16 protein-coding genes are annotated in these 14,649 nt (G+C 69.2%); 9 read left to right on the top strand and 7 right to left on the bottom strand.

Annotation, left to right across the window (positions count from 1 at the left end; all coding sequences use genetic code 11):
• The first annotated feature begins 1 nt into the window (after nt 1).
• From ligD to SK803_RS16470, 4 genes are all read left to right on the top strand, one after another.
• Entirely contained in the window at nt 2-1,009 is a 1,008-nt protein-coding gene (gene ligD / locus SK803_RS16485; protein WP_319966878.1) for a non-homologous end-joining DNA ligase, read from the top strand.
• Between the two features lie 206 nt (nt 1,010-1,215).
• A complete protein-coding gene (locus tag SK803_RS16480) occupies nt 1,216-1,416 on the top strand; it encodes a hypothetical protein (RefSeq protein ID WP_319966877.1) in 201 nt (66 codons plus the stop codon).
• 90 nt (nt 1,417-1,506) lie between these two features.
• Entirely contained in the window at nt 1,507-2,424 is a 918-nt protein-coding gene (locus tag SK803_RS16475; protein ID WP_319966876.1) for a DUF1996 domain-containing protein, read from the top strand.
• Between the two features lie 89 nt (nt 2,425-2,513).
• Nucleotides 2,514-3,206 (top strand): DUF6319 family protein, encoded by a 693-nt coding sequence (locus tag SK803_RS16470; protein WP_319966875.1) that lies wholly within the window; start codon nt 2,514-2,516, stop codon nt 3,204-3,206.
• A 268-nt stretch (nt 3,207-3,474) separates the two neighbouring features.
• Here the strand turns inward: SK803_RS16470 and SK803_RS16465 are convergent, their stop codons facing one another.
• On the bottom strand, nt 3,475-4,977 hold the full coding sequence (locus SK803_RS16465) for an alpha/beta hydrolase (RefSeq protein WP_319966874.1): 1,503 nt from the start codon (nt 4,975-4,977) through the stop codon (nt 3,475-3,477).
• A gap of 165 nt (nt 4,978-5,142) precedes the next feature.
• A complete protein-coding gene (locus SK803_RS16460) occupies nt 5,143-5,580 on the bottom strand; it encodes a nitroreductase family deazaflavin-dependent oxidoreductase (RefSeq protein WP_319966873.1) in 438 nt (145 codons plus the stop codon).
• Between the two features lie 61 nt (nt 5,581-5,641).
• On the opposite strand from SK803_RS16460, the gene SK803_RS16455 reads away from it, so the two are divergent.
• Together SK803_RS16455 and SK803_RS16450 are read left to right on the top strand one after the other, a co-directional pair.
• Nucleotides 5,642-6,511 (top strand): EamA family transporter, encoded by an 870-nt coding sequence (locus SK803_RS16455; RefSeq protein WP_319966872.1) that lies wholly within the window; start codon nt 5,642-5,644, stop codon nt 6,509-6,511.
• A gap of 131 nt (nt 6,512-6,642) precedes the next feature.
• Nucleotides 6,643-6,909, top strand: a complete 267-nt coding sequence (locus SK803_RS16450) for a ribonuclease E inhibitor RraB (RefSeq protein WP_319966871.1) — start codon at nt 6,643-6,645, stop codon at nt 6,907-6,909.
• Here the strand turns inward: SK803_RS16450 and SK803_RS16445 are convergent.
• Nucleotides 6,864-7,937 (bottom strand): ATP-dependent DNA ligase, encoded by a 1,074-nt coding sequence (locus tag SK803_RS16445; RefSeq protein ID WP_319966870.1) that lies wholly within the window; start codon nt 7,935-7,937, stop codon nt 6,864-6,866. The genes SK803_RS16450 and SK803_RS16445 overlap by 46 nt on opposite strands.
• A gap of 9 nt (nt 7,938-7,946) precedes the next feature.
• A complete protein-coding gene (locus SK803_RS16440; RefSeq protein WP_319966869.1) occupies nt 7,947-8,600 on the bottom strand; it encodes a pyrimidine reductase family protein in 654 nt (217 codons plus the stop codon).
• Nucleotides 8,601-8,666: 66 nt separating this feature from the next.
• Here SK803_RS16440 and zapE point away from each other — a divergent pair, with 66 nt between their 5' ends.
• Nucleotides 8,667-9,653 (top strand): cell division protein ZapE, encoded by a 987-nt coding sequence (gene zapE / locus SK803_RS16435; RefSeq protein ID WP_319966868.1) that lies wholly within the window; start codon nt 8,667-8,669, stop codon nt 9,651-9,653.
• Here zapE and SK803_RS16430 read toward each other — a convergent pair.
• Nucleotides 9,642-10,796: a M48 family metallopeptidase gene (locus tag SK803_RS16430; RefSeq protein ID WP_319966867.1), complete on the bottom strand. Its 1,155-nt coding sequence runs from the start codon at nt 10,794-10,796 to the stop codon at nt 9,642-9,644. The genes zapE and SK803_RS16430 overlap by 12 nt on opposite strands.
• Before the next feature lie 111 nt (nt 10,797-10,907).
• Between SK803_RS16430 and SK803_RS16425 the strand changes: the two genes are divergently transcribed.
• Complete coding sequence (locus SK803_RS16425; protein WP_319966866.1) at nt 10,908-11,153, top strand: DUF3040 domain-containing protein; 246 nt, start codon at nt 10,908-10,910, stop codon at nt 11,151-11,153.
• A gap of 48 nt (nt 11,154-11,201) precedes the next feature.
• The gene (locus tag SK803_RS16420) at nt 11,202-12,797 is read left to right on the top strand and encodes an ABC-F family ATP-binding cassette domain-containing protein (RefSeq protein WP_319966865.1); all 1,596 of its coding nucleotides are present in this window, start codon (nt 11,202-11,204) and stop codon (nt 12,795-12,797) included.
• Here SK803_RS16420 and SK803_RS16415 read toward each other — a convergent pair.
• The gene (locus SK803_RS16415) at nt 12,794-13,198 is read right to left on the bottom strand and encodes a GNAT family N-acetyltransferase (protein ID WP_319966864.1); all 405 of its coding nucleotides are present in this window, start codon (nt 13,196-13,198) and stop codon (nt 12,794-12,796) included. The two genes, SK803_RS16420 and SK803_RS16415, sit on opposite strands and share 4 nt — an antisense overlap.
• Before the next feature lie 58 nt (nt 13,199-13,256).
• Complete coding sequence (locus tag SK803_RS16410; protein ID WP_319966863.1) at nt 13,257-14,642, bottom strand: DUF2252 domain-containing protein; 1,386 nt, start codon at nt 14,640-14,642, stop codon at nt 13,257-13,259.
• Between the last annotated feature and the right edge of the window lie 7 nt (nt 14,643-14,649).

Below are 14,649 nucleotides of genomic sequence, written 5' to 3'. Positions count from 1 at the left end.
CGTGGCTGCGAAGGCGAAGGCGATCGAGCTAGAGGTCGGTGACCAGCTGGTGCGGGTGTCCAACCCGGACAAGCCGTACTTCCCCGCGCGGGGCATCACCAAGGGACAGGTGGTCGAGTACTACCGCACCGTGGCCCCCGTGCTCCTGGACGTGCTGCGCGACCGCCCGGTGGTCCTGAAGCGCTACGTGGACGGCGTCGAAGGCGAGGCGTTCTACCAGAAGCGCGTGCCCAAAGGCGCACCCTCGTACGTCGAGACCGTGCAGGTCCGCTTTCCCTCCGGCCGTCCCGCCGACGAGATCTGCCCGACCTCGGAAGCCGTGATCGTGTGGGCCGCCAACCTCGGCACGTTCGACTTCCACCCGTGGCCAGTGCGTCGCACCGACGTCGACCACCCCGACGAGCTGCGCATCGACCTGGACCCGCAGCCGGGCACCGATTTCTCGGACGCGGCCCGCGTCGCCCTCGTGCTGCGCGAGGTGCTCGCCGACGCCGGTATGACCGGCTATCCGAAGACCTCCGGCGGCCGCGGCATCCACGTGGCGGTCCGCATCCGCCCCTCGTGGGACTTCATCGACGTGCGCCACGCCGTGATCGCGCTGGCCCGTGAAGTGGAGAAGCGGGCACCTTCACTGGCGACTTCGGCGTGGTGGAAGGAAGAACGCGGCGAACGCGTCTTCATCGACTTCAACCAGGCCGCCCGCGACCGCACGATCGCCTCGGCCTGGTCGGTCCGCGGCACTCCCCGCGCGACCGTCTCCACGCCGGTCACCTGGGACGAACTGTCCACTGTGGACCCGGACGACTTCGACGTGCTGACCGTGCCGAAGTACCTGGAGGAGCGCGGCAATCTGCACGCCGGCCTGGACTCCGAGGCGTTCGGCATCGAGCAGCTGCTGGAGTGGTACGCCGCCGATCCGCGAGGCGAGATGCCGTACCCGCCGGACTACCCGAAGATGCCGGGCGAGCCGATGCGCGTGCAGCCGTCGCGCGCCCGCAAGCAGGAGTAACAGCACTCCGTTTGGCGCCGATTCAGCCCGGCGTCGTCGTCTCTCGTGCCCGCCAGGTCGCGGTGGGGGCGCGGTGAGGTGGCGTTCGTCGATCCGGCTCGATGAGCTGGGCGTCCGGTGGTCCGGCGGGTGAGCCAACTGGCTGTATCGGAAACGGATCCAGCGGCCGACCTCGTAGAATGAGACGAACAAGAGAGGAGGTCGCGATGTCCCAGGCCTATGTTGTGCGGTACGTCGGCGGTCCCCTCGACGGCCGGGTCGACTCGCTGCCGTCCGCGCCGGAGGACCCGAAGCAGACCGTCACGCACGTGCACCTGCACGGCGGGCCCAAGATCGTGCACGTCTACGACCTGTCGTACGCGGTCGAGTACGGATGTGAGTACCGGCTGCGCGCCGAAGAAGACTGAGCAACCCTCACGTGGACATGCGTAGGCAATCGGGTTTACCGTACCTGTCATGAGAGCGCTCTCACACACTGTGGTGCGAGAGGAGTTTCAATGCACGTGCGGATTCGAGGTGCGATCGGCATCGCGGCGGTGGCGGTGTCGCTCGTGGCGGCAGGACTCGTGGTGGGACAGCGGCCGGCGGTGTCGCACGCGGGGCACAGTTACGTCTACAGCGCTGAGCAGGCGCGGGCGATGGTCGAGCAGCAGGCGATACCGGGCTCCGAGTTCCGGGTCACCTGTGCGGCCAGTCATCGCGGGCAGAACGACCCGATCGTGTTCCAGAACCAGTCGGGTGTCTCCCACATGCACGAGTTCTTCGGCAACCGGACGACGAACGCGTTCTCGACGCTGACGTCGCTGCGGGCCGGGGCGACGAACTGCGATCCGATCTCGGACAAGTCGGCGTACTGGGTGCCGACGCTTTACAAGAACGGTCAGCCCGTCGCGCCGGACAGCGTGACGATCTACTACCAGGGCATTCACGACCGCACGCGGGCGGTCGCGCATCCGCAGGGGTTGCGTTACGTGGTGGGGAATTCCAAGGCCACGTCGTCTGCGGAGAATCCCGCGGCGCGGTGGTCGTGCACCACGCAGTCGCCGTCGAGCCGCGACTTCCTGGTCTGCCCTTCCGGCACCAAGGTCGAGACCTACCTGGACTTCCCGACCTGTTGGAACGGCAGGGATCTCGACTCGGCGAACCATCGTGACCACATGACGTTCGCGGTGGGGCTGGTCTGTCCGTCGTCGCATCCGGTGGTGGTGCCGCGGCTGGAGCTGCTGATCACCTATCCGGTGAACGGTGCCGGGCTGTCATTGGGAGGCACGGTCGGCGGAGTCAACGTGACAAACGCGCCCGGCTACACGTTCCACGGTGACTTCATGAACGCGTGGGACCCCGCCGAGCTGGAACGACGGGTCCGCAACTGCATCAACGCGGGCTACATCTGCGGAACCAACGGGAACCCTTAGTGATCTTGCTGCCGACCCGGTGCTCAGAATTGTCAGGGGTGTAGGGCATGCTGGGGCACAGGTGTTCGAACGGTTGGGGAGGCAGCGCGATGGCGAAGAAGAGCGGGCTGTCGGCGGACGACGTCGACAGCCTGCGCTCGCAGCTGGATGGAGGCACCCAGCCGCTGGTGTGGTTCACGGCGGCCGCGGTGGGCATGGAGGCGGGGAGGTCGGCGAAGCTGCTGGCGTTCACCGACCCGGAAGAGGGAGATTTCATCCAGGTCCGGCCCACGGGGTCGAAGGACGAGATGTCCTTCTCCCCGGCCGAGCTGACGCTGGAGAAACCCCCGCCGCGCAAGAAGCCGGCGACCCCACCTCCTGCGTCACCGGAGCCGCCGCGCGAGACTGAGATCATCCACCCCTACGTCCCGGAGGCGCCGGTGAAGCCCGCGGCCCCCAAGCCGAAACCCGCGGCCGCTCCCGCGGCCGAGCCCGTTGCCGCCGCGAAGCCCGCGCGCAAGCCGTCGTCGAAGGGTGCGACACCCGAGGTCACGGTGACCCTGGTGTCGACGGGCGACGGCGAGTGGACCGTGGAGGTGTTGCAGGGCACCAGAAGGGCGGTCCGCCCGACCCCGGTGTCACCTGCTTCGGTGTCGCAGGCCTCGAAGCTGCTGACGCCCGAGGTCGCCGAGATCGTCGAGGGCGTTCTGAACGCGGCGCGTGCTCAGCAACTGGCACGGGTGGAGCAGTTGCGCGCCGAACTGGAGGCTGCGCAGAAGGCTTTGGACGACCTGGGCGCGTAGCGGCGTCACGCGCTGCGACTCGCCGGTAGTTGTCCGTACGCGTTCGGGTGAGAGGGGTTCCCAGGGCTGGTGCCGGGGCGGACCGTGGGATGCGCGGAGGTCCCGCGCAGGTCCGGCTTGGAGGACGGGGAGGCCCTGATGGGTACGTGTGGGTGCTGTTCCGGGTGCACGGGTCCCGGCTGCGGCTGCTGTTCGAGCTGCTGACACCAAGATTCGGCTGGGGAGCGTTCCGCGTCGTGGTCACGCGGAACGCTCCCCAGCATCATGATCAGGGCGGGCAGACGGTGCCGTTCGACGGCACCTTCCCGTCGATCAGGTACTCGCGCACCGCCGTGGTCGCGCACCCGGACAAGCCCAGAGCTCCGTGCCCGCTGCCCTGCCACCCGATCAACGCCGACCCCGGCAGCCGCTGCGCCGCGTGCTCGGTGCCGGGCGCGGGGGTGGAGAGGTCGTTGGCCGTGCTGAGCACGACGATGGGCGGCGCGCTCTTCAGCGCGTCGACCTTCTCGGCCTTGGGCGGCGGGAACGGGTTGCAGTGCAGCAGCTGGCGGGCGAACAGCGCGCCGAACAGGGCGTGCTTGCCCTGCCAGTCCGCGGTCAGCGCCTTCACCCGGTCCGGCGGGATGCGGGTCGAGGTGTCGTTGCAGCTGACGACCAGGCCCGCGTCGAAGCGCGGCGGGTTCTCGTCGAGGTCGTTCACGAGCGGGTCGAGCAGCGCGAACAGGCCGCTGCCGTCGCCCGCGCGGGCCTTCACCAGCGCGTCGGTGAGCCGCGGCCAGCGCGAACGGTCAGCCAGGCCGGCGAGGATCGCGTTCAGCGCGGAGCCGGGAGTCAGGTCCACGTACTCGCCGCGGATGCGCGTGGTGCGCAGCTGGGTCAGCAGGGCTTGGACGTCCTCGCGCGGGTTCGCCAGGGCGCAGCCGCGGGTCTTGCAGTCGGTGGCGAACGCGGCGAACGTCGCTTCGGCCGCCACCGCACGGGATTCGAGGACGCCGACCTGGTCGAGCGTCGGGTCCGGGGCGCCGTCGAGGACCGTGCGGCCGATGTGGCTCGGGTAGCGCTGGGCGTAGGTCGTGACGACGCGCGAGCCCTCGCCCAGGCCGATGGTGTTGAGGCGCTCGGTGCCCAGGTGGTCGCGGAGGCGTTCGAGGTCGGCGGCCGCGCGCCACGAGTCGAACGCGGTCAGCCTGCCTTCGAGGTCGAGCACGCATTCCTGCGCCGCCTCGCCCGCGGCGACCACGAGGTTCGACTGCTCGGTCTCGGCGGGGTCGTACTCGACGAGCTGCGCGCGCGTCGCCTGCGGCACGCACGACATGCCGTCCGAACGGCCCGTGCCGCGACTGTCCATGCCGATGATCGTGTACGTGCTGAGGATCTCCTTGGGCAACGTCGCCGCGAGCCGCGCGGCCTTCATCGTGCCGGGCTCGCCGCCGGGGTCGTTCACGACGACCAGCGCGCTCTTGCCCGTGCCGACGCGCATCAACGCGATGCCGAGGGTGCCGCGGCCGGGACGTCCCGGCGGGTCGAGCACGACGGTCATGCGCGAGCACTCGTACTTCTGGTCACCCTGGGGTGCGTCGGCGCCGAGGCGGTCCTTCATCTGCTCGTTGCACGCCGTCCACGCCAGCGAGTCCGTCTTGTACTCGCTGAGCGGTGGCACGGGCTGTGGCCCCGCGAGCGCGCTCTGGTCGACGGGCTGGTTCTCCTCACCCTTGACCGCGATCACCGGCCTGTTCGAGGGTCCCGCGCTGCACGCCGTCAGCACGCTCACTGCCAGTAGGGCCAAGGCAGCGCGACGCACAGAATTCCTCACTCTCGTTCACACTCCGGGAGACGAGCGTCGCACGGCCCAGGTGAGAATGCGGTGAGTCAGGGCACCGCTTTTGTGCCCTGACTCAACGACGAGTTCGTCCGCTTCTTGGATGGACGCGGTGAGTCAGGCGGGGGAGCAGACGAAGATCGGGATCCGCCGCGTCGTGCGCTCTTGGTATTCCGCGAACGGCGGGTACGCCCGCACCGCCACCGGCCACAGCCGCTCCCGCTGCTCGTCGTCCGCCTCGGCCGCGCGCATCGCCCGCCGGTGGGACCCGAGCTGGATCTCGATCTCGGGATGCGCCTTCAGGTTGTAGTACCAGGGCGGGTTCTTCGGCGCGCCGCCCATCGACGCCACCAGGATCACGTCGTCGCCGTCCTGCGTGCACATCAACGGGAGGGTGATCCGCTTCCCCGACCTGGCGCCGGTCATGGTGACCAGGCAGATCGGGCAGCCGTTGAGCGTGCCCATCACGCGTCCACCGGTGAGCCGGTAGACGGCGACGTTCACCCGGCTGATCACGCGCATGACACGAACGGGTGGTGCCTGAGAGGTCTTCACACGCTCCAGCTTCCTCTTATTCGGATGCCCGGCGGGAAATGCGTGAGTCAGGATGAGGACCATGGCTCACGCTGATCGGCTCCCCGTCGCCCGGCTCATGGGCGGCATCCCGCCGACGGCGCTCGTGCTGCTCGGCATCGTCAGCGTGCAGGTGGGCGCGGCCCTCGCGAAGCAGCTGTTCACCGTCGCGGGCGCGGCGGGCACCGTGACGTTGCGGCTGGTCGTCGCCGCGATCGTGCTGGTCGCGATCTGGCGCCCGTCGCTGCGGATGGACCGCCGCACACTCGTGGTCGTCGTGAGCTACGGCGTGGTCCTCGGCGCGATGAACCTCTGCTTCTACGCGGCACTCGAACGCATCCCGCTCGGCGCGGCGGTGACCATCGAGTTCCTCGGCCCGCTGGCGGTGGCGGTCGCGGGCTCACGGCGCTGGCTCGACGGCGTGTGGGTGCTGCTCGCGGGCGCCGGCGTGGTGCTGCTGACCCGCGTGCAGGGCGGTCTGTTGTGGACGGGCGTGCTGTTCGCGCTGGCCGCGGGCGCGTGCTGGGCGGGGTACATCCTGCTGGCGGCCAAGCTCGGCAGCAGGTCGAACGACGGCAAGGGCCTCGCGCTCGCGATGGTCGTGGGCTCGGCGGTCGCGCTGCCGTTCGGCATCTCGTCGGCGGGCACCGCGATGCTCGACCCGGTCGTGCTCGCGGCGGCGGTCGCGGTCGCGCTGATGTCGTCGGTGATCCCGTACTCGCTGGAGCTGGAGGCGCTGCGCCGCATGCCGCCGCGCGTGTTCGGGATCCTGATGTCGATGGAACCGGCGGTGGCCGCGGTGGCGGGCCTGGTGCTGCTGGGGGAGCAGCTCAAGCCGGCGCAGTGGGTCGCCGTGTGTTGTGTCGTGATCGCCTCGGTCGGCAGCACGCGGACGGCGCGGCCCGACGTGTAGCTCGGGCGTGTAGTGGTCGCGCTGTGGCTGGTCTCTGCTGGTGTACGCGAAGCGAGCTGGCCGGAACCTGCCGGCGCCGGTCGCGGTGACTCACATCTTCTCGTCGCCGGGGCTTCACCCGGCGGCCCGTCGTGAGTGCCTTGCGCGAGTTGGCGATCACCGATGTCGTCGTGGATGAAGAGGCGACCGGTGACGGCTACTGGCACGTCGCCGCGTTCGGCACGCTGTCGCTCGTGGCAGCCGAAGTGAGCCGGGCTGAACGTCAGATGGAACGAATCGCCCAGGACTCGGACGCGAGGTATGACGGCTGGAAGGTCACGCGGACCGTTGGCGAGGACGGTCGCGATCTCGGTCAGCGCGCCCGGAGTTCGCCCTTCAGCACCGACGCCACGTCGTAACGGGCCGGGATCTCCAGCTGGTCGTAGCGGCACGACAGGGGCTCGCGGTCCGGGCGCCACCGGGCGAACTGGCCGTTGTGCCGCAGCCGCACGGGTTGTTCGCCCTCGGTCTGGGTGTAGTGGATCTCCAGGACGCGCTCGGGGCGCAGTGCGACGTACTCGGCCTGCTTGCCGCGCCACCGGTTGATTTCGCCGGGAATCCGTTGTCCTGGCTGAGGGTTCGCCCACGGGTGCGAGTCGGACTCGGTGATCAGCGGTGCGAGCTCGGCCGCCAGTGAGCGGCGTTCGGCGGCCTTGAACGAGCCGCAGACGCCGATGTGGTGCAGCAGGTCGTTCGAGTCGTAGACGCCCAGCAGCAGCGAGCCGACGGCGGTGCCGGGTTCGGTGTCCTTGTGCCAGCGCAGGCCCGCCAGCACGACGTCGGCGGTGCGGGCGTGCTTCACCTTGATCATCGAGCGTTTGCCGGGCGTGTACGGGCCGTCCTGCAGCTTGCCCATCACGCCGTCGAGGCCGGCGCCTTCGAAGAGAGTGAACCACTCGCGGGCCGTTTCGACCGAGGTGGTCGCGGGGGTGATGTTCAGGTCCGGCAGCTTCAGCAGTGCTTCGCGGCGGGCGATCGTCGGCGACTCCAGCAGGACCTCGGAACCCAGGGCCAGCAGGTCGAACGCGACGAACGTGGCCGGCGTCGACTCGGACAGCATCGTCACGCGTGAGGCGGCCGGGTGGATGCGTTCGGACAGCGCGTCGAAGTCGAGCTCGTCGTTCTTGGCCACGACCAGTTCGCCGTCGACGACGACGCGCTCGGGCAGCACCTCCAGCATCGAGGCGACGACCTCGGGGAAGTAGCGGTTGAGCGGCTTGCCGCTGCGGGACTGCAGGAGGACCTCGTCGCCCGCGCGGAACACCACGCAGCGAAAACCGTCCCACTTCGGCTCGAACAACAGGTCTGCGGTATCCGGTATACCGTCGACCGCGGTGGCGAGCATGGGCTGCAACGGTGGCGTCAGCGGTAGGTCCACGCGCGCCATACTGCCTCTTCAGCTGGAATTTCGCCGCTGATACCGCAGCAACAGCACGTCGTCCGCCCGCAGGACCGAGGCCAGCGTCAGGTCCACGGGCGGGATCACGGCGCCGTGTGCGATCCGCGTGGAGTCGCCCACCGCCAGCAGCGGCGACACCGTCAAGTTCAGCGCATCCACCAGGCCGTCGGCGACCATCGTCCCGAACAGCCGCGGCCCGCCTTCCAGGTTGATCTTGTGCAGGCCCCGCGCCGCGAGTTCGGCGACGGCCACGCCCAGATCGACCTGGTCGTCCCCGGCGATGATCACCTCGGCGGGCAGTGGCGGTAGCTGGGCGGACGCGCAGGTGATCACGATCGGCGGCACCGAGGTGTCGGTGAACAGCGGCAGGTCCGGCGTCAGCGTTCCGCGTGCGGTCACCACGGCGATCGGCAACGGCGGTTGCCTGCGGGCGCCCCGGTACCCCTCGATCAGCACGGTTCCCGCACCGACCAGCACGACGTCGGACAGCTCCCGCCCGAGCGAGTAGATGTGCTTGTCGGCGGGCGAACCCAGCCCGGAGGACCGTCCGTCGACCGACACCGCACCGTCCACGCTGGACACGAAGTTCGCGGTCACCCACGTCTGGTCCGGCGGATAGGCGTAGAGCGACTCGAGGGCTGTGTCGGTCATCTCAACGCCCGGTGAGGGCCACAACATCTGCACGAACACATCCCATCACGCCGATAGGCTGCGGGCATGCGCCTGTCCGACCGGGATCCCCAGATCGGGGCTGACGAACTGATCGAGAACCTGGTGCCGCCACCCAGGTTCGACCACGTCAGCTTCGACAGCTACATCCCCAACCCGGACGAGCCCAGCCAGGCCGCCGCGGTCGAGGCCGGCCGCCTGTTCGCCGCGCGGGTCAGCGTGAAGCCGAAGAAGTGGTCGCTGTTCGGATCGAAGGACGACGAGGGCAAGCTCGGCCTCTACCTCGACGGCGGCTTCGGCGTCGGCAAGACCCACCTGCTCGCCTCGCTGTGGCACGCGGTCCCCGGCCCCAAGGCGTACGGCACGTTCGTCGAGCTGACCAACCTCGTCGGCGTGCTGACCTTTCCCGAGGCCGTCAAACGGCTGAGCGCCCACAAGCTGCTCGCCATCGACGAGTTCGAGCTCGACGACCCCGGCGACACCATGCTGGTCACGCGGCTGATCAAGGAACTGATCGCGGCGGGCGTGTTCGTCGCCGCCACCTCGAACACGCTGCCGGACAAGCTCGGCGAGGGCCGGTTCGCCGCGGCCGACTTCCTGCGCGAGATCCAGTCGATGTCCTCGAAGTTCGACGTCGTGCGCGTCGACGGCCCCGACTACCGCCACCGCGGCCTGCCCGACGCCCCGCCGCCGATGTCCGACTCGGAACTGATGAACAAGGCCGCGAACACCCAGGGCTCGACCATCGACGACTTCGACGAGCTGTGCAAAGCGCTCGCCCGCATCCACCCGTCGAAGTACGGCAGGCTCGTCGACGGTGTTTCGGCGGTGCACCTCAAGGACGTCAAGCCCGCGCCGGACCAGTCGGTGGCGCTGCGGCTCGTGGCGTTCGGCGACCGCCTCTACGACCGTGACATCCCGGTGGCGGTGTCGGGGCAGCCGCTGTCGGACCTGTTCACCGAGGAGATGCTGCGCGGCGGGTACCGCAAGAAGTACCTGCGCGCGGTCTCCCGGCTGGTCGCGCTAAGCCGCTGACCAGGCGATGTCCCGTCCCGCACGGGCGTAGAAACGGTGCAGCTCGGCGTCGATCCTCGCCGAGTCGGCGTCGCTGAGGACGACGGACGGATCGGTGTACGGCCACGACTTCACGATCCGGGCGCGCAGCCCTGCCGGTGGATGGTCGTGCCACAACGAGGCCTTCTCCGTCACCGACCTGTCCAGCACGTCGGCGACGTCCGCCGAGGCCCGCCACGCGTCCGCGGCTTCCCGCCACCGCGCCGCACCGGGATGGTTGCGGCGGGCCGTCTCGGCGTTCGCCTGGGTGCCGCGTTCGACGGCCGCGATCGAGCCCATCAGCTGCTCGGCGGACGCGAGGTCGATCATCGACGCCTCGGTTGCCGCCGTGCCCGCCAGCCGGACGGCGAGGGCGTCGGCGCAGTACTCCGCCCGCTGGTGGTCCCGCGCCGCGACCGCGATGACACCGCTGCCGATCAGCAGGAACAACCGCTGCAACAGCATCTGGAACGGCCACATCGCCCGTTCGGCGAGCTGGCCCCACAGAGTGTCGCTGACGAACGCCTCCGACGGCCGCACCAGATCCGCCAGGATCAACGGTGTGCGCACCGCGGGCTGGGTGAGCAGGCCGCGCGCCGGGTCGCCGTTCACGAAGTGCCCGAACTCGTGCCCCAGCACTGCTACCCGCTGCTGGGGCGTGAGCACCCCGAACAACGGCAGGCCGATCGTCAGCGTCCGCTTCCGGAGCCACCCGTGGGTCCCTGCGGACGCGTTGAAGTCGGCGTCGAGCGCTACCCGGTCCGGCATCCGCGTACCTGCTGCCGTCGCGATCCGGTCGAGCAGCGCGAACAACACTGGTGCGTCGTCGCGGTGCAGCTCATGCCACACGTCTTCCGCACTCCACAGCCGGGGCCGCAACGCCCACGCGACCAGGAGTACCGGGATCCCCGCGACGATCGAGAAGAACGACGGGAAGTCCCGCACCACGAGCCATCCGCCCAACAGGGCGAGTCCCGACACGATCAGCACCAGCACCGCGGACAACGCGACCAGAGCGGCGCGGGCCGTCGTCCACTCGGGGCGGGTGGGCGGCGTGCCCTCGTACGCGGCGTACTGCTGAGCGTCGAGTCTGAGCGCGAGCTTCTTCGAATATCCCCCAGGCATGCGCGGGAGTATGACTGATTGGCCAAGTCCGAGTTTGACTACGGCGGCGTTCGAGTATCCACTGGGTGACGAGCGGGAATGATGACGTCCCGACGTCTTCCGGAGGCACCCATGCTGAGTGAAGCCGAACGCCGCTCGCTCGAGGAGATCGAGCAGCGGTTGTTAGCCGATGAACCGAGACTCGCTCGCACCATGAACCGCAAGGTGCGGCCGTGGTTGATTTACGCGCTCCTGCTCGTCTTCGGTGGCCTCACGGTGCTGCTGATGGTGATCGGTGCGTTCGGCCCCGCCTTTCAGTGCCTCCTGGTGACGGCCGGCGTGCTGGTGCTGCAGAGGTACCCGATCCGGTTTCGGTAACCGGAAACTCGCTGGCGCCTGAACGGCACAACCTCGACCATCTGCGGCGTGGGTTATCTGGAAGCGAACGGGCTCGCGTACGCCTTGCCGGACGGCAGAGAGCTGTTTCGGGACGTCTCGTTCAAGGTGAGCGGCGGCGCTGTTGTCGCGCTGGTGGGTGCCAACGGCGTGGGCAAGACGACGCTGCAGCGGATCCTGTCCGGCGAGCTCATCCCCAAGCAGGGCAGTGTGCACGTGCAGGGCGGGCTGGCGGTGATGCCGCAGTTCATCGGCTCGGTCCGGGACGAGTCACTCGTGCGCGACCTGTTGCTGTCCGTCGCTCCTGAAGCGCTGCGACGTGCGGCCGAGGAGCTTGACGACGCCGAGCTCGCGTTGATGGACACCGACGACGAAGCCGCCCAGATGCGGTACGCCAACGCCCTCACCAGCTACGGCGAGGCCGGCGGGTACGACGTCGAGGTCCTCTGGGACACCGTCACCGTCGCCGCACTCGGCCTGCCCTACGACCGGGCACGGTTCCGCGAGGTGCGCACGTTGTCGGGCGGCGAGCAGAAGCGGCTGGTTCTTGAGACGTTGTTGCGCGGCCACGAGCAGGTGCTGCTGCTCGACGAACCGGACAACTACCTCGACGTCCCCAGCAAGCGCTGGCTCGAAGAACGGCTGAAGGCCACCGACAAGGCCGTGTTCGTCATCAGCCACGATCGCGAGCTGCTGGCCAACGCCGCGACGCACGTTGTCACCGTTGAGGCGCACTCCGCGTGGACGCATCCGGGTTCGTTCGGCACCTGGCACGCCGCACGCCACAAGCGCATCGAGAAGCTCAAAGAAGATCATCGTCGCTGGAACGAGGAGCACGAGCGTCTGAAAGAGCTCGTCAGAACTCTCCAGCAGCAGGCGAAGTACTACGAGTCGATGGCGCCCAAGTACCGGGTCATGGCCGCCAGGCTGCAACGGTTCGAGGAGGCAGGGCCGCCGCCGGAGATCGCGCAGGACGAGCAGGTCAACCCGCGGCTCAAGGGCGGGCGCACCGGCATTCGCGCGATCACCTGCGAGGAGCTGGAGCTGACCGGGCTGATGCGGCCGTTCTCGCAGGAGATCTTCTTCGGCGACCGGGTGGCGGTGCTGGGCGCCAACGGGTCGGGCAAGAGCCACTTCCTGCGGCTGCTCGGCGGAGACGACGTGCGGACCAGCGGCGCGTGGAAGCTCGGCGCGCGCGTTGTGCCCGGACTGTTCGCGCAGACGCATCAGCACCCGGAGTGGCTCGGCCGCTCGCTCGTGGACATCCTCTGGCACGGCGAGGGCCGGCGTTCGGGCAAGGATCGGGGCGCGGCGATGTCCGTGCTGAGCCGCTACGGGCTCGACAAGGCGGGTGACCAGCGGTTCGAGAACCTCTCCGGAGGGCAGCAGGCGCGGTTCCAGATCCTGTTGCTGGAGCTGTCCGGGGCCACGTTGCTGCTGCTCGACGAGCCGACGGACAACCTCGACCTCGCGTCGGCGGAGGCGTTGCAGAACGCGCTGAACGACTTCGAGGGCACGGTCGTCGCGGTCACGCACGACAGGTGGTTCGCCAAGTCGTTCGACCGGTTCCTGCACTTCCGGGCGGACGGCAAGGTGTCCGAAGTAGACGAACCGGTCTGGACTTAGAGCTCCCAGGACACGAAGGCGCCGTCGTCGATCGCCCCGCCCGCCTTCTTGTAGGTGGCCTGCGCCGCCGTGTCACCCGCGGCGGTGCCGGTCCACATCGCGTAGCAACCCCGTTCCGTCGCAAGGGATCTCAGGGCCTCCACCAGCGCGGTACCGATGCCGCGGCGCAGGAACGCGTCGTCCACGCCCAGCTCGTAGAGGAACATCTCGGTGCCCTTGTCCGGATGTGTGGTCTCCACGCCGGACACGAAACCGGCCGGCTGGTCGCCGACGTAGGCGATCAGCAGGTGGCTGTGATCCTGCGCCAGGAACCGGGACGTCGCGTCGGGCCGCGGCGGCGCGTCGAACAGGTGCGCGGCGGCGAACACGTCGTCGGGGGAGGCGGCGCGGCGGATCTTCATGATCCCAGGCTAAGCGAAGTTCCCGGCTGCCCCCGGACGTGCGCGGGCCGTCGGCGCGTCAGCGGTCCTCGACGATCGCGGGCAGCTTGCCGTTCTTGACCAGCCTGGTCAGCTCCTCGTGGTCGGCCTCGGTCTGGTCGGCGTAGTCGAACGCGTACTTCGCGAACGCCTCGTCCAGGTCGTCGCCGCCGCCGTTCTGGAAGTACCCGGCGAGCAGGCGGGGATCGAGCGAACGCGTGTGCGCGCGGGCCAGCAAGGCACCTGCGAAGCGGCCGTAGTCGTCGAGGTCGTCGCGCTTCAACGTGGTCGCGTCGATCTCGCCCTTGCGGTTGCGGAACTGCCGCACGATGAACGGACGGCCCTCGATCGTCGTCCAGCCCAGCAGGATGTCCGTCTCGGCCTGCACGAGCCGCGCGCCGTGCACGATGCGCTTGCCCTCGTGCTTGGCGGGCTCGACGTCCAGGAACGGCTGCAGGGCGGACGGCCTGGCTTCCTTGGCCTGCAGCACCAACGCCTCGGAACCGTTGCCGTGCAACAGGATTAGGTAGTTGCGCAGGCCCACGCTGCCGGTGCCCACGACGCGGAACGCCACGTCCGACACGCCGTAGCGCATGATCAGGTTGGTCCGTGACTCGCGCAGAGTGTCCACGTAGGACGGCAGAGCGGCGATCACGGCCTCTTCGGTGGCAGGGGTGACGTCCGTGAAGGTCGGCGGGTTCGTGATGAACCGCCACTTCTCGCCGTCGTGCGCGGTCCACTTCGCGGCGAACCGGGCGCTGGTGTTCTTGCGCGACTTCTCGGCGGCCTTGGAGAAGTCGTTGAGCAGGTCGTCGGCCTTGACCTTCGACAGCGTGGACTCGTCGCCCAGGGCGGTCCACGAGTCCATGAACGGGATCTCGGCGAGGTGCCGGATCGTGCCCCGGTACGCGCGCACGGCGTCCTCGGCGGCGTCACGGCAGCCCTTGTCCGACACGCCACCGGTGCGGCCGGCCAGCACCAGCGAGGCGACGAGCCGCTTGAGGTCCCATTCCCACGGGCCGGGCAGCGTCTCGTCGAAGTCGTTGATGTCCATGACGATCTGGCCCTCGGGCGTGCCGTAGAGGCCGAAGTTCGCTGCGTGTGCATCACCGCACAACTGAGCGTGAAGCCCGGTCGCACATCCGGTCGCGAGGTCGCCGGCCTGGAGCCCGGCGGCACCGCGGAAGAACGCGAACGGGTTGGCGAGCATCCGGCCGACGCGCAACGGGATGAGGTGTTCGAGTCGCCCGGAGTTGCTGGCCCGCATGAACTCCAGCACCGAAGGCCGGTCAGGGGCCAGCGAGGCGGTGCGGTGCGACCTGAAGTCCACAGAGGACCGCAACGCGCGGCCCCGCGCGTAGACCTCGTCGGGCTCAGTCCAAGTGCCCAGCGCCGCGGCTGCCTCAGCTCTCACGCGTTCACCCATAAGAGTC

Source organism: Lentzea miocenica (assembly GCF_033949945.1).
GTDB lineage: Bacteria > Actinomycetota > Actinomycetes > Mycobacteriales > Pseudonocardiaceae > Lentzea > Lentzea miocenica.
The sequence above is the reverse complement of the archived record's forward strand: the minus strand, read 5'-3'. Positions and strand labels throughout refer to the sequence as shown.